Consider the following 22,264-nt stretch of genomic DNA (forward strand, 5'->3'; position numbering starts at 1 on the left):
GCTCAGGTGCGTTCGGCGAACCGCTCCACCTTGCCGATGGGACCGGCGATCACGATGACGTCGCCGTACTGCAGCACCGTGTCGGTCGCGGCGTAGGTGAACTCCTCGCCGGGGCTCTTGACACAGACGACCGTGACGCCGTGCCTGCTGCGCAGTTTGGTCTCGCCCAGCGGCACGCCCACGAGCTCCTTCGGCGGCCGGGTCTTCACCAGGGCGAAGTTCGAGTCCACCTCGACGTAGTCGAGCATCCGGCCGCTCACCAGGTGAGCGACCCGCTCGCCCATGTCGTGCTCGGGGAGCACGATGTGGCGGGCGCCGATGCGCTCCAGGATCCGCGCGTGCTGGTGGCTGACGGCCTTGGCCCAGATGTCGTCGACCTCGAGCTCGACGAGCAGCGACGTCGTCAGGATGCTGGCCTCCAGGTCGCTCCCGATCGCGACCACCGCGCGGTAGAACTCCGCCACGCCCAGGTCGCGCAGCGCATCGATGTCGGTGGCGTCGGCGGTGACGATGTGCGTGAGCTTGCCCGACAGGCTCTGCACGATCTTGGGTCGGCTGTCGACGGCGAGCACCTCGGTGCCACGCTCGGCGAGCTCCAGCGCGAGTGCGGTGCCGAACCGGCCGAGGCCGATCACCACCACTGGGTCGTTCCCGATGTCACCCAACGATCGGACGCTCCTCCGGTAGTTCGTACCTGCGGCCACGTTCCCTCAGCGCGAGCGCGGAGGCCAGGGTCAGCGGACCGATGCGGCCGATGAACATCAGGGCGATGAGCATCAGATGCCCGGCCGTCGGCAGGTCCGCGGTGATGCCGGTCGACAGCCCGACGATGCCGAACGCCGACACCACCTCGAAGAGCACCCGATCGAGGCTGTACGGCACCATCGCCATCAGGACGTACGTGGCGGTCACTACGAGACCGATGCCCAGCAGGACGATGGCGACGACCTGGCGCTGGGTGTCGTCGGGCAGCCGCCGCCGCCCGACGTTCACCCGGGTGTCGCCGCGCATCTCCGCCCAGACGACGAAGGCCAGCAGCGCGACGGTGGTCACCTTGATGCCGCCGGCCGTCCCGGCGCTGCCGCCCCCGATGAACATCAGCACGTTCGTGACAAGCCAGCTCTCCGAGCGCATCTGGCCGATGTCGATGCTGTTGAAGCCGCCGGAGCGCGGCATCACCGCGGTGAAGAAGCCGACCAGCAGCCGGCCCGGGTCCGAGTACTGCCCGAGCGTCCTCGGGTTCTCCCACTCGGTCGACGTGATGACCACGGTGCCGACGGCCAGCAGCGTGAAGGTTCCGACCAGGGTCACCCTGGTGAGCATCGACCAGCCCGCCGGTCTGCGGCCGAACCGCAGCAGCTCGAACACGACCGGGAAGCCGAGCCCGCCGACGATGACGGCGATCGCGATGGTCAGGCAGATCCAGGGATCGGTGGCGAACCGTACGAGGCTGTCGGACCAGAGCGCGAAGCCCGCGTTGTTGAACGCCGAGACGGCGTGGAAGACGCCCAGATAGAGGGCCTGTCCGAACGGTTCGCCGTATCCGAGCGCGAAGCGCGCGGTGAGCACCGTCGCGATGACCGCCTCTGAGGTGAGGCTGAAGATCACCACCTTGCGCACGACCCGGCGCAGGTCGGTCATGCTCAGCGTCTTGGTCTCGGCCTGGGCGATCAGTCGCGCGCGCAGGCCCAGCCGGCCCGACACGAGTACGGCGAAGAGGGTGGCGAGCGTCATGATGCCGAGCCCGCCGATCTGGATGAGCCCGGCGATGACGAGCTCACCGAACACCGACCAGTGGGTGTCGGTGTCGACGGTCACCAGCCCGGTGACGCAGACCGCCGATGTGGCGGTGAAGACCGCGTCGAGCAGGCGGGCCTGGTCCCCCGAGGTCGTGGCGTACGGCGTGGACAGCAGGCCGGTGCCGAGGAGCACGGCGGCGCCGAACGCGGAGACGACCACCTGTGCGGGGTGCTGGAACCGGTCGAAGGTCATCCCGCTCACCCCGACGCGCGTACGCCCGCCCCATCGGCCACCCACGGCGCGGATGCGGCACCCCCCTGAGCGAGGCCGGCCGACGGCGCCGACCTGTTTCCGGCATTCGTCCCACACCGTACATCGCCTGCAAATCACACACCCCGGCAATGCGACAGCACGCCGAACGGCGGTGCGCGGAGATAGGCGGGGGCATGCTGCGGAGGCACGCGGAGGTGACGATGCGCGTCCGTCGCTCAGCGACGGTACGGCGTGACCGCCGGTTCCGTCATTCCGTCCGCCGCGTACGGAGGGCGGAACGGACTCGCGGCGGGCCCCTGACCGGGACGCCCGCCGCGAGTTCGACGTGATGGAGGTGACCGAGGTGACCGAGGTGGCCGCTCAGCCGTGCGGCCGGAACACCGCGCGCACGCAGCCGTCCTTCTTGTTGTTGAACAGCTCATAGCCCCTGGGGGCCTCGTCCAGCGACATCTCGTGCGTGGCGAGATGTCCAGGGGACAGCTCCCCCGCGGCGATGCGCTCGAGCAGCATGGGAATGTAACGGTGACCGTGCTGCTGGGCTCCGCGTACGGTCAGGCCCTTGTTCATCATCGCGCCGAGCGGGAACTTGTCGGCCAGCCCGCCGAAGACACCGAGGATGAACACCGACCCGCCCTTGCGGCAGGAGTAGATGGCCTGGCGGACCGCGACGGGCCGCTCGTGCTGCAGACGGATCTGCTGTTTGGCCTTGTCGTAGGCGTGCCGCACGTTGTTGCTGACGGCTTCCATGCCCACCGCCTCGATACAGACGTCGGGCCCCCGGCCCCCGGTGCGCTCGCGCAGCTCGGCGTCGACGTCGGTCCTCGAGAAGTCGATCGTCTCGGCGCCGATGTACTGCTCGGTCATGGCCAGCCGCTCGGGCAGCCGGTCGATGACGATCACCCGCTCGGCGCCGAGCAGCTCCGCGGCGCGGGCGGCCATCTGGCCGACCCCGCCGGCACCCCACACCGCGACGACGTCACCCGGCTGGACCCCGCCGAGATGCGCGCCCATCCAACCGGTCGGAGCGGCGTCGGAGGCGTAGAGGGCGTCCTTGTCGCTGACGCCGTCGGGCACCGGGAAGGTGCCGTAGTCGGCCATCGGCACCCGGATGTACTCCGAGTGGCTGCCCTTGTATCCGCCCATGGCGTGCGAATAGCCGTAGACGCCACCGGTCTCGAAGCCGAAGATCTCCTGCGCCAGTTCCCAGTTCGTGTTGGTGTTGTCGCACAGGGACCACAGGTCGTGGGTGCAGTACCAGCAGCGCCCGCACGCGATGAACGAGCACACCACCACGCGATCGCCCACCTTGCGGTGGCGGACCCCCGGGCCAACCTCGACGATCTCGCCCATGAACTCGTGCCCCATGACGTCGCCCGCGCGCATCGTGGGGATGTACCCGTTGATCAGATGCAGGTCCGAGCCGCAGGTCGTGGTCAACGTGACCTTGAGGATGGCGTCCTGATCGTTGAGGATCTGCGGGTCCGGCACCCGCTCGACCGCCAACTTGTCGACACCTTCCCAGCACAGCGCCTTCACAGTCGTCCTCCTCGTCGGCCCGCGAGCTCCAGTAGCTTCCCCGTCGGGGTCGGGTGCGTCGACGGCGGCCAGTCCGGACGCATCACCTCTCCCGTCTCGATCAGTGACTTGGAATGACGCAGCGCCTTCCGCAACATACGGCGTGGGTCATCACCGGAGATGCGCGACGCGATGCCGCCGACCCCCGAGGACGGAGCCTCGCGCAGGCGGGCGCCGAGTTCGGTACCGCGGTCCCCCGGAGCGCGAGCGATCTTGATGTCCACCGCGTCACCGAGCCGCGCCAACGGCTCGGGAAGGTCGGCTCGCGACGACAGGCGTTCGGGCGGGCAGAGGATGGTCACCATCGTCCAGCGATTCATCTCGGCGCGTTCCCGAGCGGTCCGAGATGTGCGCGAGGCCATCCATCGCGCCACACCGGCGCCGGTGGCGAGCATCCCGATGCCGATCAGACGCCTCGTGCCCGCACCGCCTCCGCCGGTGCGCCTTCTGGCGCCGGGCGACATCATGCGCGTCATGGGCGAGCCCCGCCGCCGGGCCTTGGGCGACATCATCCGCGTCATCGGTGAACCCTTCCGGGCCTTGGGCGACATCATCCGGCCCATCGGTGAAGCCTTCCGGGCCTTGGGCGACATCATCCGCGCCATCGGGGAGCCGGTCCGGGTCCTCCTCATGGAGACTCCGGTCCTTCTCGAGGCGGCGCCCGCGCTCCTCGAGGTGGCACCCATTCTCTTCGGCATGGCTCCTCGGGACTCGCCCTGCTGCCGCTCCGTCAAATACGTGGTCATGCGGTCGACCAGCGGAAGTGCGATGCCGAGGATGCCTGTCTGTGATCCGGGCCGGCCATCTCGCGATGTTCGGCCAGAGGACGTTCGCTCGGCGGCCTTGCGCCGCCCCTGCATTCGCTGTTGCATGCGTTCGAACCGTTCGTGCGCGTCGTGGACAGGACCGGCGCCCAGGTTTGTGGGGTCGGCATGGATGCGAGCGGATCGCTCGGCTGTGGCCACGCCCGGACCGACCGGCTCAAGGCCGACCGGCTCGAGACTGACCGGTGCCACGTGCCCTACCCCCGCCGACCTGGGAGTCACGCGACACACGGCGCCCACGAGAAACCTTTACCGCCACTGCGGGAAGCCATAGCCTGTGCCGGCCCGGCCGATGCCGCTATATCTTTCTGAGCTGCCGTCAAACGTGTGCGCGGTCGACGCCGAAGCCGGTTGGCGGCCCTCGGCGCGGTCTGACCGGCCTGGTCGCCGACCTTGTCGCGCGGACGGGCCGACAGCGTGACTTTGCGTGACCAGTTCGCCCAGGCCACTTGGCAACCGTGCGTGTTCACTCCATGCTGGTGAGTTACCACTGTGACCTGACGATGCGCGCTGGTGAGGTACGGAATGCACCTCGAATCGAACCTGGTGGACTGTTTCGACTGCCGCATCTTGATCCTCGCCGGAGAGATCGATGTCCACACGGGCCCGAAACTGCGCACCCAGGTCTTCGAACTGCTCGACGAGAACACCTCACCGCTGCTCATCGACATGACGGGGGTCGCGTTCTGCGACTCCGCGGGTCTGGCCGTCGCCGCGGCCGCGCAACGGCACGCGCGCCTGCGCGGCTGCCCGCTCGCGCTCGTCGGCCTGAGCGCCCGGGTCAACCGGGTCTTCGAGGTCACCGGCCTCGACCGGTTCGTCGCGACGTATCCGACGCTGGCCGACGCGGCGCGGGATCTGACCGATTCCGACCAGCCGTGATGTCCGGGACGACGACACCGGCGCCGGCCTGACACCACCGGTCTCGTACGAAGCCCCGCACGCGCGCCGCACGAGACGCACGAGACCGCCGGAGCGCCGCCGGAGCACCACCGAAAACCGGCCGAGCACCGGCCGGCCGCCGACGGCGGGTTATCGCCGCTGGCAGGAGGGCATGATCCCAGGCGTAGCGGCCACGCCGTGCCGGGGGGCCAGTGGTCTTGTGCTCGGCCGGGCGGTCGAGGCTGATACGGGGGGTTTGGCGTGGTTGGGCGTCCACTGGTCGGTCGTGTTGCTGTGCGCGCTCCCTTGGCGACTCTCGCCCGGGCGCACCGGGGAGTCGCCTCCGCCGGCAGAGAGATGGCCATCGCCGGACGGCAATTGGCCGCCGCCGGGCGGGAGATGACCCATGCCGGCCGGGACCTGGCCCATGCCGGCCGGGACCTGGCCCATGCCGGCCGCGATGTGGCGGTCGCGGGCGGAGACGTGGCCCGCGAAGCCGCATCGATCGCCGGCTCGGTCTGCGCCGTGCAGGCTCACATCGCGAGGAGCACGGTCGCCCTGCTGCCCGCCTTCGTCTCGGTGGCCGCCACCGCGGCGGGCGATGTCGTCCCGGCCCGGGTCGGGCGCGGCGCGGAAGGCGCCGTGTCCGCGGCCGGTCAAATGGCCGGTGGAGCCGCCTCAGCCGCCGGATCCGCCGCCGGGTCCGCCGCCTCGGCCGCCGGTGAAGCCGTTTCGGCGGCCGGTTCGCTGGCCGGTTCGATCCGGGTTCTGCCGGTGCGGACCGCCAAGGGCACCACAGATCTGGCGTCCGCCATCGCGTCGGCCGCGGCCGCGACCCTGGGCGACCTCGGGCCGGTCCGTCACCGGCGGCGAGTGTGGTCGAGCGACGGCCGCGCCCATATCGAGGTCCGCGGTCTCACCGGCCGCGGCGTACATCACCGGCGGCTCGCCAAGGCGGTCACCGCCGCGCTGAAGGACCTGAAGGGCGTGGACTGGGCGGCGGTCAACGCCGCGACGCAACAGATCCTGGTCTCCTTCGACGACGGTGAGCTCAGCGCCGACGACCTGGTCGACGTCATCGAGTCCGTCGAGGACGCGCACGATACCGGCGACGACACTTTTCCCTGGACACGCCAGCACCCCGGAGACCCGACCCGGCTGGCCGCACCGATCGGCGTCCTCGCAATGGACGCGGTCGCCATGGCGGTCGCCCTTTCCCGCCCACCGGCCTGGGTGCCCGTGATCCCGCGCGGGCTCCGCGCCCCGATCGCGATCATCGAGATGCAGCCGCGGCTGTGGGAGGCGATCGTCCGTCGCATCGGCCCGGTGAACACCGAACTGCTCTTCGGCATCGTCAACGCCACGGTCAACGGGCTTTCGCGGGCACCGACGCCGCTGGCGCTGGACATGCTGTTCCGGGTGATCCACCTCGCCGAGCATCAGGCTCGCCACACGGTGTGGCTCCACCGGGAACCCGAGCTGTGCGCTTCGGGTGAACACCTGCCGTACGAGACGCACGAGCGCGTGCCGCGGCCGGTGCCGCTGCCCAAGGGGCCGATCGAGAGAACCGCGGACCGGGTGTCGATCGCCTCGCTGGTCGGCGCGGGCGGCGTCCTCGCCTGGACGCACAGCCCCGAACGAGCGGCGCAGGCGATGCTGGTACTGCTGCCGAGAGCCGCACGATTCGGCCGGGAGGGCTTCGCGGCGACGCTCGCCCGCGATCTGTGCCGTCGCGGGGTCGTGCCGCTCGACGGCGCGGCCTTCCGGCGCCTTGACCGGGTCGACACCGTCGTCATCGACTCCGAAGTGCTGTGCGGCGCGCGCCCGCAGATCCTCTCCGCGGCCGCGACGACCCCGGACCTGCGGGACGCCGACGTCTGGAGCATCGCGAGCAAGGTCGTGAGAGGGCGCCGGCTCGACGAGATGCAGGGCGAGGGTCCCTGGTCCAAACGGCAGTGGACGCTGCGACGGGCACCGGACGCGGCCCCCGGCCGGCCCGACGGTGCCACCGCGCTGACCCTCGACCTCTTCGACTCGGCCGGGACACGGCTCGGTCGCGTACGGGTCGGGTGTGAACTCGACCCGCTCGCCGACGCGCTGCTCGGGGCCGTCCGCCACGGCGTCGACCGGCTGGTGCTCACCGGCCACGACAGCATGGGCGACCTCTTCTCGTGGGCCGACCAGGTTCTGCCCGGCGCCGAGCCGCTCGCCGACCAGATCCGGGCCATGCAGGAGGACGGGCGCGGTGTCCTGCTGGTCGCCGGGGTGCACGACGCCGCCCTCGACGCCGCGGACGTCGGCGTGGGCGTGCTGCGGGACTCCGGACCGGTGCCATGGTCGGCGGATCTGCTGGTCGGCCCCGGGCTCGCCGACGTATGCCGGCTCATGCACGCCCTGCCGGCCGCGCGGAAGGTCAGTGACCGTTCGGCGCACCTCGGGCTCGGCGGATCCGCGCTGGGCGCCCTCGTCTCGTCCGTTGGCCAGCCGAACCGCAGCGCCTTCGGCATGGCACCCGTGCACAGCGCGTCCCTCATCTCCCTGCTCGGCGGCGTGCTGGCGGCCCGCCGAGTGGCGGCGGAGCCGGACCCGAAGCCGGTCACCCGGGCCGCGTGGCACACCCTGACGGCCGAGGACGCGCTGGTCCGCCTCGCCTCGGCCGCACGCGACATGGACCGCCGGCCCGCCGCCGGTCATGGCATCAAGGCCGCCCTCCGCTCGGCGCGCACCCGGCTCACCCCGCCCGCCGGTCTGCCCCGGCCACCAGGGTGGATCACCGGCCCGGCGTCGACGCTCGTCGTAACCCCGGCCCGCGGCTCGGCGGAGCTGCTCAAGGCCATGGGCGAAGAGCTGCACGACCCGCTGACACCGGTGCTGGCACTCGGCGCCGCGGCGTCCGCCATCGTCGGATCGAGTGTCGACGCCTGGCTGGTGGGGAGCGTCATCACCGGCAACGCGGCGGTGAGCAGCCTGCAGCGGATCCGGGCCGAGCGGGCCCTGAGCAAGCTGCTCATCAGCGAGGAACTGCCTGCGCGCAAAGTGCTCTGGACACCGCCCGACGCGGATGTGGTCGACGACCTGTTCGAAGGCCTCGATGCGGCCGGCGTCGAGAAGGTCCCCTCTCGTGGGCTGCGCGTCGGCGACGTCATCATGCTGGCCCCCTCGGACGTCGTGCCGGCCGACGCGCGGTTGCTGCAGGCCGAGGATCTGGAGGTCGACGAGTCGAGCCTGACCGGTGAGTCCCTGCCGGTCACCAAGACGACGGAACCGACTCCGGCGGCCGCCCTCGCAGATCGCACCTGCATGGTCTACGAGGGATCGGCCATCCTGACCGGCACCGGCTACGCGGTGGTGGTGGCGACCGGCGCCGCCACCCAGTCGGGGCGGGCGACGGCCGCGGCCGGCCGGGCCGCCCCGCCCGCGGGCCTGCAGGTCCATCTCAGTGAGCTGACGCGCATCGCGCTCCCGGCGACCGGGTTCGCCGGGCTGGCGGTCACCGGCCTCGGCATCCTGCGCGGGATCGGGCTGCGCGACGCGGTGTCGTCGGGCATCGCCATCGCCGTGGCCGCCGTCCCCGAGGGCCTGCCGCTGGTCGCGACCGTTTCGCAGCTCGCCGCCGCCCGCCGCCTGTCCCGCAGGGGCGTGCTGGTGCGCTCGTCCCGGTCGCTCGAGGCGCTCGGGCGGGTCGACACCATCTGCTTCGACAAGACCGGCACGCTCACCGAAGGGCGGCTGGCGGTCACCCGGGTGGCGGGCCCGGGCGGCGACATCGGCTTGGACAGCCACCTCGGACGACGTCTGCTGCAGGTCGCCGCGCACGCGAGCCCGCAGCCGGACGGCACCGGGCGGCTGGCGATGGCCCATGCCACCGACCGGGCCATCGTCGAGGGCGCGCGTACCCACAGCGCCCTGGACGACGACTGGTGGCTCATCGACGAGCTTCCGTTCGAGACCAGCCGCGGTTACGCGGCCTCACTCGGCAAGGAGCACGGCAGGCTGCACCTCGCGGTCAAGGGCGCCCCCGAGGTCGTGCTCGCGCGCTGTTCCTCCGTACTCATCACCCGGGCCAAGGCTCAGCGGGCGAAGGCCGGAGCGGCCATGCCGAAGGGGATCGCCGCGACGGCGCTGAAGGACGCGATGCCGACGGCCCCGATGACCCCGTCCCGCCAGCGCGCCGCGCAGGCGCTGGTCCGCCGGCTCGCCGAGGACGGCCTGCGCGTGCTCGCGGTGGCCGAGCGCCATCTGCGCGCCGAGCAGGATCCGGCCGAGATCGAGGTGGCCGAGGTGGCCGAGGACCTCACGCTGCTGGGATTCGTCGCCATCGCCGACGTGCCGCGGCCGTCGGCGGCAGCGGCGGTCAGGCGGCTGACCGAGATCGGCGTCCGCGTCACCATGATCACGGGAGACCATCCGATCACGGCCGTCGCCATCGCCGAGATGCTGGGCATCCCCGACGCCGACCATGTCCTCACCGGTGCCGAACTGGACGTGCTGCCGGAGGAGGAGCGGGTCGCGCGCATCGCGGCGAGCACGGTGTTCGCCCGGGTCTCTCCGGAGCAGAAGGTCGGGATCGTCCAGGCGCTGCAGCGCGCCGGCCACGTGGTGGCCATGACGGGCGACGGCAGCAACGACGCCCCCGCGATCCGGCTCGCCGATGTCGGCATCGGGGTCTCCGGCCATGGGTCCGCGGTGGCGCGCAACGCCGCCGACCTGGTGCTCGCCGATCCCGACATCGGCCGCATCGTCGACTCCGCGCTGGAGGGCCGCGCACTGTGGAGCAACGTCCGCGACGCCGTGTCGATCCTGGTCGGCGGCAACGCGGGTGAAGTGGCCTTCACCCTGCTGGCCACCGCGATCGCCGGGCAGGCCCCGCTCGGTACCCGGCAGTTCCTGCTGGTCAACCTCCTCACCGACATGCTGCCCTCGCTCGCGGTGGCGCTGGCACCGGCCAAGGCCGACGAGGAGGGCCAGGAGGCCGGCCCTCTGACCACGGGCCCGGTCCCCTCGGTGCTCGGTCCCGAACTCGCCCGTACCATCGCGGTGCGCGGGGCGGCCACGGCGTTCGGGGCGACCCTGGCCTGGCAACTGGGCTCCTTCACCGGCCGGCGGCGGCGGGCCAGCACCATGGCGCTGGCGGCGCTGGTCGGCACCGAACTCGGTCAGACACTGCTCACGAGTTCGCACAGCCCACTGGTGATCACGACCGTCGTGGTCTCGGGCGCCATCTTGGCCGCCATCGTCGAGACGCCGGGGGTCAGCACGTTCTTCCAGTGCACGCCACTGGGCCCGGTCGCGTGGACGATCGTCCTCGGGTCCGCCGCCGCCGGCACCGTGAGCGCCGCGATCGCGGCGCGGGCGGTCGAGTCGCGGGCGGTCGAGTCGCGGGCACAGTCCTGATCAGCAGCCGTACTCCTCCAGGAACCGCAGCCAGACCTCGCTGATCGTGGGGTAGGACGGCACGGCGTGCCAGAGGCGCTCGAGGGGCACCTCGCCCACGACGGCGATGGTCGCGGAGTGCAGCATCTCGCCGACGCCCGGCCCCGTGAACGTGACCCCGACCAGGTGGCCACGCTCGGTGTCGACCACCATCCGGGCCGACCCCTGGAAGCCGTCGGCGTAGAGCCCCGCTCCAGCGACCTGGCCGATCTCGTAGTCGACGACCTTGATCTCACGTCCGTCCCGGCGGGCCTGCTCGGCGGTGAGCCCGATGGCGGCGACCTCGGGATCGGTGAAGACCACCTGCGGTACGGCCGCATGGTCGGCCGTCGCGACGTGCCGGCCCCACCGCCCCGTCTCGAGCGGCTCGCCGCTTGCCACGGCCCCGATCGCGTCACCCGCCACCCGCGCCTGGTACTTCCCCTGATGGGTCAGCAGGGCCCGGTGGTTGACGTCTCCCACGGCGTACAACCAGCCCTCCCGCACCTCCTCCACCACGCAGGTGTCGTCGACGGCGAGCCAGGAGCCCGGGGCCAGCCCGATCGTCTCCAGGCCGATGTCGTCGGTGTTCGGCTCGCGGCCGACGGCCATGAGGATCTCGTCGCCCTCCACCTCGCCGCCGCCGTCGAGCCGTACCGTGACCGGGCCGTCGGTGCCCTCCCGGTGCACGGAGGACGCGGAGGCGCCCGTGCGCACATCGACGCCGGCCGACCGCAGGCCCGCGAGGACGGCCTCGCCCGCGAACGGTTCCATGGAGGTCAGCAGCCGTGATCCCCGGACCAGCAGGGTGACCTCGGAGCCCAGCGCCCGCCACGCGGTGGCCATCTCCACGCCGACCACCCCACCGCCGATCACGATCAGTCGCCCGGGCGCCCGCTTCGCGCTCGTCGCCTCCCTGCTCGTCCAGGGCCGGGCATCGGCCAGGCCGGGCACCGGGGGAAGCGCCGCCCGGCTGCCCGTGGCCACGGCGACCGCGTGCCTGGCCATGATGGAACGGGTGCCCCCGTCCGCCACGGTGACCGTGACCCGTCGTTCCCCGTCGAGCCTGCCGTCCCCGCGGATCAGGTCGATCCCCGCGCCGGTCAGCCAGGAGACCTGCCCCTCATCGTTCCAGTCGGACGCGAACCGGTCGCGGCGGGCTAGCACGGCGGCGACGTCCAGATCACCGGACATGGCCTGCCGCGCGCCGTCGACCCGCAGGGCATCGTGGCGGGCGGCGACCGGACGCAGGAGCGCCTTGCTCGGCATGCAGGCCCAGTACGAGCATTCACCGCCGACCAGCTCACGCTCGATGATCACCACCGACAGGCCGGCGGCGTGGGCACGGTCGGCGAGGTTCTCTCCCGCGGGTCCCGCGCCCAAGACCACCACGTCGTATGTGTCGCTCACGTCGTCTCCTCGGCTGTGGAATCTCCGCCTCGATTGTCACACCGCCGTTGCCCTCCCGGACCGGTTTGATCTCGCGGGCCACCACGAGATGCCGCGAAAGCCCGGTTCCGGGGTGCACGTCCAACGGTCGCTACATAACATGGATTGTGTCGGTTCCAATATGAGCGATTTCAGTAGGGGGCGACGGATTCCAGTCCGCCCGGCCGGTACAGAACATGTGATGAGCGGAACGGCATCGAGTGCCTCGACTCGGCGGCAGCGGCGCGAGCTGCCGGCCGAGGTGACCGGTTTCATCGGACGTCGGCACGAGTTGGCCGAGGTCAAGCGCCTGCTGTCCACGTCCCGGATGGTGACCCTCACCGGCATGGGCGGGGTGGGCAAGACCCGGCTCGCCACGCGGGTCGCCGGCGACGTACGGCGGGCGTTCCGGGACGGCGTCCGGCTGGTCGAGCTGGCCGATCTCGAGAACGCGGAACAGCTCGTCGAGGCGATCACCGCGGTCATGGATCTCCAAGCCGCAGACCTCCACGCGGGCGGCCTCCAGACCGGGGCTCCCGCGGCCGGGCATTCCGAGACCGGGGCCTCCGAGACCGGGGTTTCCGAGACCGGTGATCCCCAGAGAGGCGATCAGACCGGTGATCGCCAGGCGGGTTCGCCGGATTCGGCGTTGGAGGCACTGGCCGAAGGGCTGCGGCACCGGCAGGCGCTGCTGATCCTGGACAACTGCGAGCATCTGCTGCGCGACTGCGCGATGACCACCGAGACGCTGCTTCGCTCCGCTCCCGACCTGCGGATCCTCACCACCAGCCGGCAGGCGCTGGGCATCGCGAGCGAGCATCTGCTGGTCGTCCCGCCGCTGCCGGCCCCGGGCGGAGCCGACGGCTCGAGCTCTTCGCTCCGGTCGGTCACGCAGAACGAGGCGGTGCAGCTCTTCACCGAGCGGACCAGGGCCGTCGTGCCCGATTTCGCGGTCACCGAGGCCAACCGGGACGCCGTCGCGGGCATCTGCCGCCGGCTCGACGGCGTACCGCTCGCCATCGAACTGGCGGCCATGCGGATGCGGGTGCTCTCTGCCCGGCAGTTGCTCCAGCGGCTCGACGACCGGTTCCAGCTGATCACCAGAGGATCGCCCACCGCTCCGGCCCGCCACCGGACGCTGCGAGCACTGATCGACTGGAGCCATGATCTCTGCACCGAGCGGGAGCGCCTGATGTGGGCACGCGTCTCGGTGTTCCGCGGAGGCCTGGACCTGGAGGCGGCCGAGGCCGTCTGCGCGGGCGACGGCATCGCGCGCGAGGAGATCATCGATCTGGTGACCGGCCTGGTGGACAAGTCCGTGCTGGTCCGGGAGGAGCACCCGGCCGGCGTGCGGTACCACCTGCTGGAAACGACCCGTCAGTACGGTCTGGACCGGCTGGGCGAAGCCGGGGAGGAACCGGTACTGCGGCGCCGGCATCGCGACCACTACCGGCGGCTGGCGGCGGACGCGCACGCACGGTCGTTCGGCCCGGCCCAGGTGCCGAGGCTCATGCGGCTGAGGCGCGAGCACGCCGATCTGCGCGCGGCGCTGGAGTACTGCTTCGCCGACCGGGCCGAGGTCGCGACCGGGCTCGGCATGGCGGCCGATCTGGGCGACCACTGGATCATCAGTCGGCGCCTCGCCGAGGGCGGCCGCTGGCTGGACCGGGGTCTCGCCATCGAGACCGGGCCCACCGAGGTGCGCGCCCGGGCGTTGCTCGCCGCCGGCCGGCTCGCCGTCCTCCTGGCCGATACCGGCCGTTCGGAGGGCGGCGCGGACCCCGGCGGACCGCCGGGCCGGATCATGGAGATGCTGGAGGAGGGCCGGTCCCTCGGGGAGCGGGTGGGGCCGCCGTCGATGCCGGGCCACGCCGACCTCTGCACCGGGATACTGGCGACCCTGCGGGGGGACCTGGAGTCCGCCGTGGCGTCGTACGCGAAGGCCGCCGACCGTCTCCGCACGGCCGGAGACCCGGCCGGGCTGGCCATGACGCTCATCCGGCTGTCCCTGACCCACAGCCTCGCGGACGATCCGCGGCAGGCCGGCGCGATCGCCGGGGAGTGCCTCGAACTCTGCGACGCCCACGGGGAGCGCTGGTACCGGGCCTACGCGATGCTCGCGCTGGGCATCGCGGCCTGGCGGGAGGGCGACACACAACGCGCCGCCGCCCTCGCGAAGGAGAGCCTGCGCTTCACCCGGTCGGTGGACGACATGATCGGTATCGGGATCAACATCGAGTTGCTCGCCTGGATCGCCGCGGCCGACGGCCGGCACCAGAGGGCGGCGCGGTTGCTGGGGGTCGTACAGACGGTCTGGGGGGCGATGGGTGCCACGCTCTCCGGCTTCGGGCACCTCATGGGCTTCCACGACAGGTGCGAGTCCATCACTCGGCAGGCACTCGGCGACCCGGCCTTCCGGGACACTGTCAGACGGGGCGCCGCCCTGGCCCATGACGCGGCGCTCGGTTACGCCCTGCAGGATCGGGTCTCAACGGAGGAGACCCAGGAGAAGGTCGCGGCACCCTCACCGCTGACCCGCCGCGAGACCGAGATCGCCCGGCTCGTCGCCAAGGGGCTGAGCAACAAGGAGATCGCCACGACGCTGACGATCGCGCAACGGACGGCCGAAGGTCATATCGAGCACATCCTCGGCAAGCTCGGGTTCAACTCCCGTACCCAGATCGCGGTGTGGGTGGGCGAGCAGGAGGCCGGCGCCCAGGAAAGCGGTGCATAGCGGCGGCGCCCGTGCCGCCGGGCGCCGCTCATGCCGCCGCGAGGACGGCGGTGCGCTGAGCAGGGACACTGCGCCCGTCGGGCATCAGTTCCCCGTTGTCGTCGAACACCACGACCCCGTTGCACAGCAGGCCCCACCCCTGTTCCGGGTGGAACGCCACCAGGCGAGCGGCGTCGTGATCGAGAGCATTTGCGGGAGGACAGGCGGGCTTGTGCTGGCACATGATCGGCGGTCCTCCTTCCTTGGCGTCGTGGAACCGGTCAACTGAGACCAGCATTGCTCGGGGCAAGGGTTGGCCAACACGGGGTAAATCCCCATATTGATACCTATTCCCTTGGCATGGGTACGGCTTTACCCAGGTAGGAAGCGCGGCGCGGCCCTCGCCCGCGTCGAGTGCGCCCGGCCGTGCGGATGGGGCCGGATCGGGTATGATGCCCGTGTTGCAGTCATGTTTTCCTCGTACGTTTGAGCTTGGTGAAGCGCTCGCGGAAGTAGCAGACAGCGGGCGTTTTGCTTCTCCGGAGAAGATTCCGGCGGATGCAAGCCACAGTCCGCCACGCAGCCCAGGTCCGTCGACTTGACGGTCCGGTGAGGCTCTCTTGAAGGAGAAGCAGTTGTCCCAGGGAACCGTCAAGTGGTTCAACGCCGAAAAGGGCTTCGGGTTCATCGCGCCTGACGACGGCAGCGCCGACGTCTTCGTGCACTACTCGGCGATCACCTCTTCGGGTTACCGCAGCCTCGAGGAGAACCAGCGGGTGGAGTTCACCACCACGCAGGGCCCGAAGGGCCTTCAGGCGGAGCAGGTCAGCCCGATCTGACCCACCCCGGTCCCGACACGGCCCGTCCCGCGATCGCGGGACGGGCCGTGTCCCGTTGACGCACTTGATCAACGCGCGGCGGCGTGGGCGGCCGAGGCGCTCCCGAACGGGTACGGTGAAGCGCGAATCAGTGTCCTCGGGAACGCAGGTGTCAGGGCGCGTCGGGGGCGTGGGCATCGATCGACGGGAGCGATCCGTGGCAGAACGGCCACTGCACGAGCACACGCTCGGCAATGGGCTGCGGGTGGTGGTCTGCGAGGACCACGTCGTACCGCTGGCCGCCGTGAACCTTTGGTACGCGGTCGGCTCCAGGCATGAGCAGCCGGGACGGACGGGGCTCGCGCACCTCTTCGAGCACCTGATGTTCCAGGGATCCGGCAACGTCGCGGAGGGCGAGCACGCCGCCCTGATGGAGAGCGCCGGCGCCGCCTTCAACGCGACCACCTCGTTCGAGCGCACCAACTACTTCGAGACCGTTCCGGTGAGCCACCTGGAACTCGCGCTCTGGCTCGAGGCCGACCGCATGGGCACGCTGCCCGCGGCCCTCACCCAGGTCAACCTCGACAACCAGCGCGACGTGGTGAAGAACGAGCGCCGCCAGCGCTACGACAACGTGCCCTACGGCGACGCCTTCGAACACCTGTGCGCGCTCACCTTCCCCTCCGGGCACCCTTACGCGCACACCCCCATCGGGTCGATGGAGGACCTGGACGCGACCACGCTCGACGACTGCAGGGACTTCTTCGCGACCTGGTACGCGCCGGGCAACGCGGTGCTGTCGATCGTCGGCGACGTCGACCCCGAGGAGACCCTCGCGCTGGTCGAGCGGTTCTTCGGCCACCTGCCGGCCGGCGCGGCCGTCCCCGGTGCCGCCGACGGCCGGCTCGGCCCGATCAGCAAGCTCACGACGAGGCACGTGACCGCCGACGTGCCTTCTCCGGGGTACTTCGGGATGCTCCGCCTGCCGGCCGACGGCACCCACGAGCTCGAGGCCGCCGAGCTCGCCACCGAGATCCTCGGCGGCGGCTCGGGCTCCAGGTTGTACGACCGGCTGGTCCGCCGCGACGAGATCGCCACCGAGCTCGGAGCCAGCGTGATCAGGTTCGTCGACGGCCCGTCCGCCGCGCTGATCCAGGCGATGGGGCCCGACACCGAGGCGATCGCCGCGGCCATCGACGAGGAGCTCGAGGCGTTCGCCGCGAACGGGCCGGACGAGGACGAGGCCGTACGGGCCGTCGCGCTCGCCGAGCGCGGATTCCTCGAGAGCACCGAGACCGTCACCGGGCTGGCCAACTCGCTGTCGCAGCAGGCCACGCAGTTCGGCGACCCGGCTCGCGTCTTCAGCGCCCCCGCGCGGGCGGCGGCCGTCACCTCGGCCGACATCCAGAACGTCGCGGCGCGATGGCTCGCGCCCGGCGCCCGCGCCGTCGTGACCTACGGAGCAGCAGAGTGAAGACCGCCCCTCTTTCCGAGAGCATGCCCGCGCGCCCCACGCCCGGCCCGATGCCGCCGTGGACGTTCCCGGCCGCCGAACCGGGGCGGCTCGGCAACGGGCTGGCCACCCTGCACAGTGATCTGCCGGACCGGCGGCTGGCGGCCGTACGGCTGGTGCTGGACGCCGGGGCCGGCCGTGAGCCGGCCGGTCTGGACGGTGTCGCGAACCTCACAGCGAGCGCCCTGCTCGAAGGGACCGAGGCGGGCGGCGGCACGACGCTGACCGCCGCGTTCGACCGGCTGGGCGCGACACTGAACGCGGGCGCCGACCTGACCGCCCTGCGGATCGCCCTCGACGTGCCGGTGACCCGCCTCGCGGACGCGCTCGCGCTGCTGTCCTCGGTGATCCGGTCACCGGCGCTGGCGGACGCCGACGTTCGCCGCCTGGCCCGCGAGCGGCTGGAGGAGATCGCTCAGGATGACGCGGATCCGCACAGCCGCGCCCGCAGGGAGCTGCGCGCCGTCATGTTCCCCGCCGACAGCCGGTCGTCCCGGCCCACCGGCGGAGATCCCGACACCGTCGGCCGCATCACCGGAGCCGACGTCCGCGCCTTCTACTCGTCCATCGTGCCCGCGCAGGCGACGGTCGTGGCGGCCGGTGACCTGGCCGGGATCGACGTCGAAGCGCTGCTCGGCACCGCGCTGGGCGACTTCGCGACGACGGGCTCGGCACTGCCCGCCCCGGACATGGCCCGTCCCGGGCCCGGTCCGCGCATGGTGATCGTGCACCGGCCCGGTGCCGTCCAGACACAGCTCTCCTTCGGCCACGGGGTGCCTGGCCGCGATCACCCCGACTGGGCCGCGCTCGCCGTGGCCGCGCACGTTCTCGGCGGCGGCCTGAGCTCGCGGCTCAACGCCCTGCTCCGCGAGGAGAAGGGTTACACGTACGGCATGCGGGCCGCCCTGCTGCGGCTGCGGCACTGCGGGATCTTCATCGCGGAGGCCGCCGTGCACACCGAGGCCACCGCGCCCGCGGTCGCCGACTCGCTCACGTCGCTGCGCAGCGTGCTCGACGGCATCACCGACAAGGAGTGCGCCTCCACGATCAGCGCCCTGGCCGACCGGGCACCGGCGAACTACGAGACGGCGCGAGCCGTCGCCGCCGAGCTCGCCGACGCCGCCGCGAGCGACCTGCCCATCGATCACCCACAGCGTCATCTCGACGCGATCCGGGCGACGACCCCGCAGCGGGCGGCCGAGGCGTACGCGGCGCACGTGAAGCCGGACGAGCTGACCATCGTGGCCGTCGGAGACGCCGACCAGATCCGCGATCCCCTGGCGGAGCTGGGCTTCGCCGAGGTCGAGGTCGTCGCACCGGAAGGCTGATCCGGAACCGCCGAACTCACGGCCCCGCGATCCAAAGGCACATGATCCGGAGGCACGTGTTCCGAAGGCATGCGATCATGGCCCTCGGAGATCACGGATCGGTTGTGAGTAGAGATCTTTCCGGTCTGGACTCCGCGCCAGGACACCTGCGGCCAAACGGCATCGGCTGGGGTCGCCTTCAGAGGAAGATGCGGGGGACGTACGTGGCCGCGAGACACGCGAAACATGCGAAACCCGACCCCGTACGTGCCGAGTCGCCCTCCCCGACCGGCGAGCCGCGGCCCGAGCCGATCCTCGTCCCGGCCGGCGCGTACGAGGGGAAGCCTCCCTCGTCCTCGTCCTCGTCCTCGTCCTCGTCCTCATCGCCCGCCGAGGCGGATCGGCCCACCGCGGCACCGGCCGAGCCCGCGCCGAGCGGGCAGGCACCGTCGCCCGCCGTGACGGGCATCCGCCCGGCGGGACGGTCGCGGCGCCGGGTCGCCGCCGGACGCCGGCACACCGGAATACTGGTCGCGGGATCCCTCCTCATCGCGGGAGGCGTGGGGACACTGGCCCTGCGGGGCTCCGGCACGCCCGGCGGCGCTGATGACGAACAGCGGGTGGCCCGGGCGGCCGCGTCGCCGTTCGGTCGCCCGGACACCCTGCCCCCCATCGCGTCACCGTCCACCGGCACGCCCACCGCCGGCCCGAACAGGGCGTCGTCGGCGTCCGGCTCGCTGCGGCCCGAGACCCCGGGGAGCACCCCCTCACCCGACAAGTCCGGGCCCGGATCCGATTCCGGCCGCGCCCCGGCACCTGGATCCGACGCGCGACCGGACGACGATCCCGATCCCGGCACCGGCCGGGGATCCGAGACCGGGTCCCTGGCCGGTGACACCGCCGAGGCCCGATCCACCATGCAGGCATGGTTCCGGGGGCTCGGCAACGGCGACACCTCCATCTGCTACCGCTATGCCACGGCGGATTTCGTGAACCGGTCGTTCGGCTCCATGAACAGGTGCCGTCGGCACGTCGCGCACGTGGAGTACTACAACCGGCGTGATGAGGTGCGTGCGCTCCGCACGACCACGGTCGTGGGCGGCACCCTCGAGAACGGCACCGTGGTGGTGCGCTTCTCCGACCTCCGCTGGAGCAGCGGCCACATGACCGCCGACACCACCGGGGAGCAGCACCGGCTCGGCATCGTGAACGGCGACTGGAAGATCATCGGCTGAGGATCGCCGCAACAGGGGCGAAGCAGCCGAGGGGCAGTCGCCATGTTCGGTGGCGCTGACGCGCACACGCGCCGGTTGACAGACCTCCGTCCCGTCCCGATGTCATGTCACCGGGAAGTGGCCCGGGAGGCCCATCGTCACCGACGACCTCCCGGACTTCACACCAGACGCGTCAGCGGACGCGGTAGGCGCGGATGATGCGCTGGTCGATCCCGCTGCCCCGGTCGTCGGACGCCGCGACGCGCAGCGACACGTTCCCGGTGGCCGGCAGTGCGGCTGCGTACCGGCCGCCGCCCAGCGAACGGGCCTCGACCTTCGTCCACGTCGCGCCGTCGTCGGCGGACGTCCACAGGTTGAACGACGTCACCTTCGACGACCCGGCGTACCGGCTGACGGTGAAGACCGACTCCTTGCCCGGCACCGGCTGGTTGTGCAGGTCCAGGGCCAGGTCATAGTCCACCAGCAGCAGCGGCAGCAGTTCGGAGGAGTGGCCGGCAGGGGCCTGCGAGGTGAACGTCCAGGCCGTGGACGTGCGGACCGACACCGGCAGAACCGTCGAGGCGTCGACGTCGTACTCCACCCGGTAGCGCGCCTTGCCCGCCGGGACGGAGAACTCACGCGACGACCCGGCGTGTTCGCCGACCTTGCGGCCGTCCGCGTACAGCGCCAGCCGGTACGTCAGCGGGTCTTCAGGCCAAAACCCGCAGTCGAACCCGTGATGCGGGTCTGCAACGCCACCATCGTCACCCGCAGCGACCCGCGCGCACGGGTGGACTGCAGGCGCTCGCACTCGCTGCGCGAGCCGTTGAGGCGCGAGTACGGCCCCGGCCGGACCGGCTGCCGCCCCCAGGTGTAGGACTCGCGGCTTCCGGCCTCGACCGTACGGAACGGCAACATGTCGACCATGTCCTCGACCATCCCGGGAGAGCCGACCTCCGTCCACACCACACCGGGCGACAGGTAGTCGGTCCGGGTGGTGCCGGGCGTGACGTCCCCGCTCGCCTCGACCAGGTCTGGAGCCCGTGCCGGAGAAGTCCTGGCTCTCGGCGATCCGGCCCCGCAGGTCGGGGTGGTTCGCGTCGGCGCCGGTGTCGAGGACCGCCACCTTGACGCCATCACCGGTGTAGCCCGCGTTCCACGCGGTGGGCGCGCCGACCTGGGTGAGATTGCGGTCCAGCGTCGGCGCCGCGACGGCGGTCGCCGTGGTGTTCGCCCGGATCCGGCGGTCCAGCCAGACCTTGCGGATACCGTCCGCCGAGGCGGACCGCTGAGCGCCGCGCCGAACTGGTGGGCCTGACGTTTGGGCTGCCGGGCCGCCACGGCGCCGAGGACGGGGAGCCGGCGTCCCTCCCGAAGGGTGCCACCCAGCGCGGAGAGCGGGCGCGCGCCCGGTGCGGGAGTCGTCGTACCGTTCCTGAACAGTGATCACAACTGATCATGAAGATCAAATTGACACTGCACCCATCCCGAACGGTCTTGGATGGGCTGGTCCACCGCGTTCCTGCCGCGTTCAGAGCCGGCGGATCGTGTCCGTGGTCCGGGTACGCGGGGGCGGTTTCCCTCACGCCCTTGGTCGCCGGGTCGGGCCTGGGCGGTCCGATGCCCGTCAGCATCGCTCTGGTGCTGGCGGGGCGGTGCCGTCCGTCGCTTGATCCGGTGTCCGAGGGCGCGTCGTCCGATCGCCACCGCGGCCGCCTGGTGGCGACTGGCGGGGCGACGGGTGGTGGTGAGGGGCTTTTGCCAGTGCTCGGCCCCCCACATGCTGGTGTAGGCGGGATCGATGGCGATGACGCCGATTCCTGCCTCCGCGCACATTGACAGCAGCCGTGCGCGGAGCTTGCCGGTAGGGATGCCCGAGATGAGCTGCCGGAACTTCTTCTTCCGGCCGTGCTTCTCCCGGGTCTTGGATTCTTGGAAGTCCAGGTCTTCGATGGCGATGGCCGCAGCGCCCGCCGTTTTGGCCCAGTGCAACAGGCGGGTGAGGGCGTGGCGGAGTTGGGCGTCCCGGCGGGTGGCTGCGCCGGTCATGTCGTAATGGAAGCGGCGGGGTGCACCGGTCGGGTTGCCGTGCTCGTCGAGCAGCCAGGCCGCGAGGTGGTCGGCGTTGGTGTCCACGCCGACCACGCCACCGGCCCGCAGCGCATCCAGACCGATGAGCGGGAGGTCTTTGCGGGTCCAGGACGCGTCGAGGTACCAGCGGCTCGTGGCCACGTTGAGGTGGATGCGGTAGGCCACGGCGCGGTTGGCGGTGATGCGGTCGCGCCACTCCTTCGCCCCGGTGCGGGAACGAAACCTTCGCGGCCAGCACGTACCGGCCATGCTTGGCGTTGGCCAGTTCGGCGAGCGGGGCGGGCAGCCTGATGCTGATCTGGCCATCCGGGGTGACGCGGACTGTCTCGTTCCCAAACCGCTTGCCGGACTCCCCGTCAGCGGTCAGGAACCAGCGCGCAGCTTCCCATTCCGCACGCCACTGCTCGGAGGTCTTCTGGGCGGCGGTGAGGTTGTGACGCTGCTTGGCCAGCCGCCTGCCGCCCCGTACCACTG

General features: G+C 71.6%; 16 protein-coding genes and 1 pseudogene. 7 read left to right on the forward strand and 10 right to left on the reverse strand.

Going from position 1 to position 22,264, the window contains the following annotated elements:
* Positions 1 to 2: 2 nt before the first annotated feature.
* The 4 genes from HKK74_RS29270 to HKK74_RS29285 form a co-directional block, all read right to left on the reverse strand.
* A complete protein-coding gene (locus tag HKK74_RS29270; protein ID WP_187246602.1) occupies positions 3 to 665 on the reverse strand; it encodes a potassium channel family protein in 663 nt (220 codons plus the stop codon).
* A complete protein-coding gene (locus tag HKK74_RS29275) occupies positions 658 to 1,992 on the reverse strand; it encodes a TrkH family potassium uptake protein (RefSeq protein WP_187246603.1) in 1,335 nt (444 codons plus the stop codon). The genes HKK74_RS29270 and HKK74_RS29275 overlap by 8 nt, the downstream gene beginning before the upstream one ends.
* Before the next feature lie 381 nt (positions 1,993 to 2,373).
* Entirely contained in the window at positions 2,374 to 3,549 is a 1,176-nt protein-coding gene (locus HKK74_RS29280) for a zinc-dependent alcohol dehydrogenase (protein ID WP_187246604.1), read from the reverse strand.
* The gene (locus HKK74_RS29285) at positions 3,546 to 4,220 is read right to left on the reverse strand and encodes an SRPBCC family protein (protein WP_187246605.1); all 675 of its coding nucleotides are present in this window, start codon (positions 4,218 to 4,220) and stop codon (positions 3,546 to 3,548) included. The genes HKK74_RS29280 and HKK74_RS29285 overlap by 4 nt, the downstream gene beginning before the upstream one ends.
* A 717-nt stretch (positions 4,221 to 4,937) precedes the next feature.
* Here HKK74_RS29285 and HKK74_RS29290 point away from each other — a divergent pair.
* Both HKK74_RS29290 and HKK74_RS41620 read left to right on the forward strand, forming a co-directional pair.
* Positions 4,938 to 5,294, forward strand: coding sequence for an STAS domain-containing protein (locus tag HKK74_RS29290; RefSeq protein ID WP_187246606.1), 357 nt, complete (start codon positions 4,938 to 4,940; stop codon positions 5,292 to 5,294).
* Positions 5,295 to 5,588: 294 nt separating this feature from the next.
* Positions 5,589 to 10,688 carry a cation-translocating P-type ATPase gene (locus HKK74_RS41620; protein ID WP_222722867.1) on the forward strand — a complete coding sequence of 1,700 codons (5,100 nt, stop codon included), beginning with the start codon at positions 5,589 to 5,591 and terminating at the stop codon, positions 10,686 to 10,688.
* Here the strand turns inward: HKK74_RS41620 and HKK74_RS41625 are convergent, their stop codons facing one another.
* Positions 10,689 to 12,116, reverse strand: coding sequence for a dihydrolipoyl dehydrogenase family protein (locus HKK74_RS41625; protein ID WP_312881893.1), 1,428 nt, complete (start codon positions 12,114 to 12,116; stop codon positions 10,689 to 10,691). It lies immediately after the preceding gene.
* 220 nt (positions 12,117 to 12,336) lie between these two features.
* Here HKK74_RS41625 and HKK74_RS29305 point away from each other — a divergent pair, with 220 nt between their 5' ends.
* Positions 12,337 to 14,868: a LuxR C-terminal-related transcriptional regulator gene (locus tag HKK74_RS29305; RefSeq protein WP_246492097.1), complete on the forward strand. Its 2,532-nt coding sequence runs from the start codon at positions 12,337 to 12,339 to the stop codon at positions 14,866 to 14,868.
* 28 nt (positions 14,869 to 14,896) lie between these two features.
* Here the strand turns inward: HKK74_RS29305 and HKK74_RS29310 are convergent, their stop codons facing one another.
* Positions 14,897 to 15,091, reverse strand: a complete 195-nt coding sequence (locus tag HKK74_RS29310; RefSeq protein WP_187246607.1) for a DUF5999 family protein — start codon at positions 15,089 to 15,091, stop codon at positions 14,897 to 14,899.
* Positions 15,092 to 15,482: 391 nt separating this feature from the next.
* Between HKK74_RS29310 and HKK74_RS29315 the strand changes: the two genes are divergently transcribed.
* From HKK74_RS29315 to HKK74_RS29325, 3 genes are all read left to right on the forward strand, one after another.
* Positions 15,483 to 15,686, forward strand: a complete 204-nt coding sequence (locus HKK74_RS29315) for a cold-shock protein (protein ID WP_187246608.1) — start codon at positions 15,483 to 15,485, stop codon at positions 15,684 to 15,686.
* 196 nt (positions 15,687 to 15,882) lie between these two features.
* Positions 15,883 to 17,139, forward strand: coding sequence for a M16 family metallopeptidase (locus tag HKK74_RS29320; RefSeq protein WP_187246609.1), 1,257 nt, complete (start codon positions 15,883 to 15,885; stop codon positions 17,137 to 17,139).
* Positions 17,136 to 18,506, forward strand: coding sequence for a M16 family metallopeptidase (locus tag HKK74_RS29325; RefSeq protein ID WP_312881894.1), 1,371 nt, complete (start codon positions 17,136 to 17,138; stop codon positions 18,504 to 18,506). The genes HKK74_RS29320 and HKK74_RS29325 overlap by 4 nt, the downstream gene beginning before the upstream one ends.
* A gap of 178 nt (positions 18,507 to 18,684) precedes the next feature.
* Here the strand turns inward: HKK74_RS29325 and HKK74_RS29330 are convergent, their stop codons facing one another.
* Positions 18,685 to 18,954 (reverse strand): hypothetical protein, encoded by a 270-nt coding sequence (locus tag HKK74_RS29330; protein WP_187246611.1) that lies wholly within the window; start codon positions 18,952 to 18,954, stop codon positions 18,685 to 18,687.
* Between HKK74_RS29330 and HKK74_RS29335 the strand changes: the two genes are divergently transcribed.
* Positions 18,944 to 19,720: a hypothetical protein gene (locus HKK74_RS29335; RefSeq protein ID WP_187246612.1), complete on the forward strand. Its 777-nt coding sequence runs from the start codon at positions 18,944 to 18,946 to the stop codon at positions 19,718 to 19,720. The two genes, HKK74_RS29330 and HKK74_RS29335, sit on opposite strands and share 11 nt — an antisense overlap.
* A gap of 172 nt (positions 19,721 to 19,892) precedes the next feature.
* On the opposite strand, the gene HKK74_RS41630 is transcribed toward HKK74_RS29335, so the two are convergent.
* The 3 genes and pseudogenes from HKK74_RS41630 to HKK74_RS29345 form a co-directional block, all read right to left on the reverse strand.
* Positions 19,893 to 20,300 (reverse strand): hypothetical protein, encoded by a 408-nt coding sequence (locus HKK74_RS41630; protein WP_312881897.1) that lies wholly within the window; start codon positions 20,298 to 20,300, stop codon positions 19,893 to 19,895.
* Between the two features lie 369 nt (positions 20,301 to 20,669).
* A pseudogene (locus tag HKK74_RS41635) lies at positions 20,670 to 21,149 on the reverse strand (S8 family serine peptidase); the annotation flags it as partial.
* Entirely contained in the window at positions 21,146 to 22,039 is an 894-nt protein-coding gene (locus HKK74_RS29345) for an IS200/IS605 family accessory protein TnpB-related protein (protein WP_222722868.1), read from the reverse strand. The gene HKK74_RS29345 and the pseudogene HKK74_RS41635, both read right to left, overlap by 4 nt.
* Positions 22,040 to 22,264: the final 225 nt, after the last annotated feature.

It is taken from the genome of Actinomadura alba, from assembly GCF_014323705.1.
Classification (GTDB): domain Bacteria; phylum Actinomycetota; class Actinomycetes; order Streptosporangiales; family Streptosporangiaceae; genus Actinomadura_C; species Actinomadura_C alba.

What these genes read in the sequence shown, in the direction of transcription:
- HKK74_RS29275 (WP_187246603.1), bottom strand. Translation starts at nt 1,992, where the DNA reads ATGACCTTCGACCGGTTCCAGCACCCCGCACAGGTGGTCGTCTCCGCG.
- HKK74_RS29285 (WP_187246605.1), bottom strand. Translation starts at nt 4,220, where the DNA reads ATGAGGAGGACCCGGACCGGCTCCCCGATGGCGCGGATGATGTCGCCC.
- HKK74_RS29290 (WP_187246606.1), top strand. Translation starts at nt 4,938, where the DNA reads ATGCACCTCGAATCGAACCTGGTGGACTGTTTCGACTGCCGCATCTTG.
- HKK74_RS29305 (WP_246492097.1), top strand. Translation starts at nt 12,337, where the DNA reads ATGAGCGGAACGGCATCGAGTGCCTCGACTCGGCGGCAGCGGCGCGAG.
- HKK74_RS29310 (WP_187246607.1), bottom strand. Translation starts at nt 15,091, where the DNA reads ATGTGCCAGCACAAGCCCGCCTGTCCTCCCGCAAATGCTCTCGATCAC.
- HKK74_RS29330 (WP_187246611.1), bottom strand. Translation starts at nt 18,954, where the DNA reads ATGCCCGTCACGGCGGGCGACGGTGCCTGCCCGCTCGGCGCGGGCTCG.
- HKK74_RS29345 (WP_222722868.1), bottom strand. Translation starts at nt 22,039, where the DNA reads ATGGCCGGTACGTGCTGGCCGCGAAGGTTTCGTTCCCGCACCGGGGCG.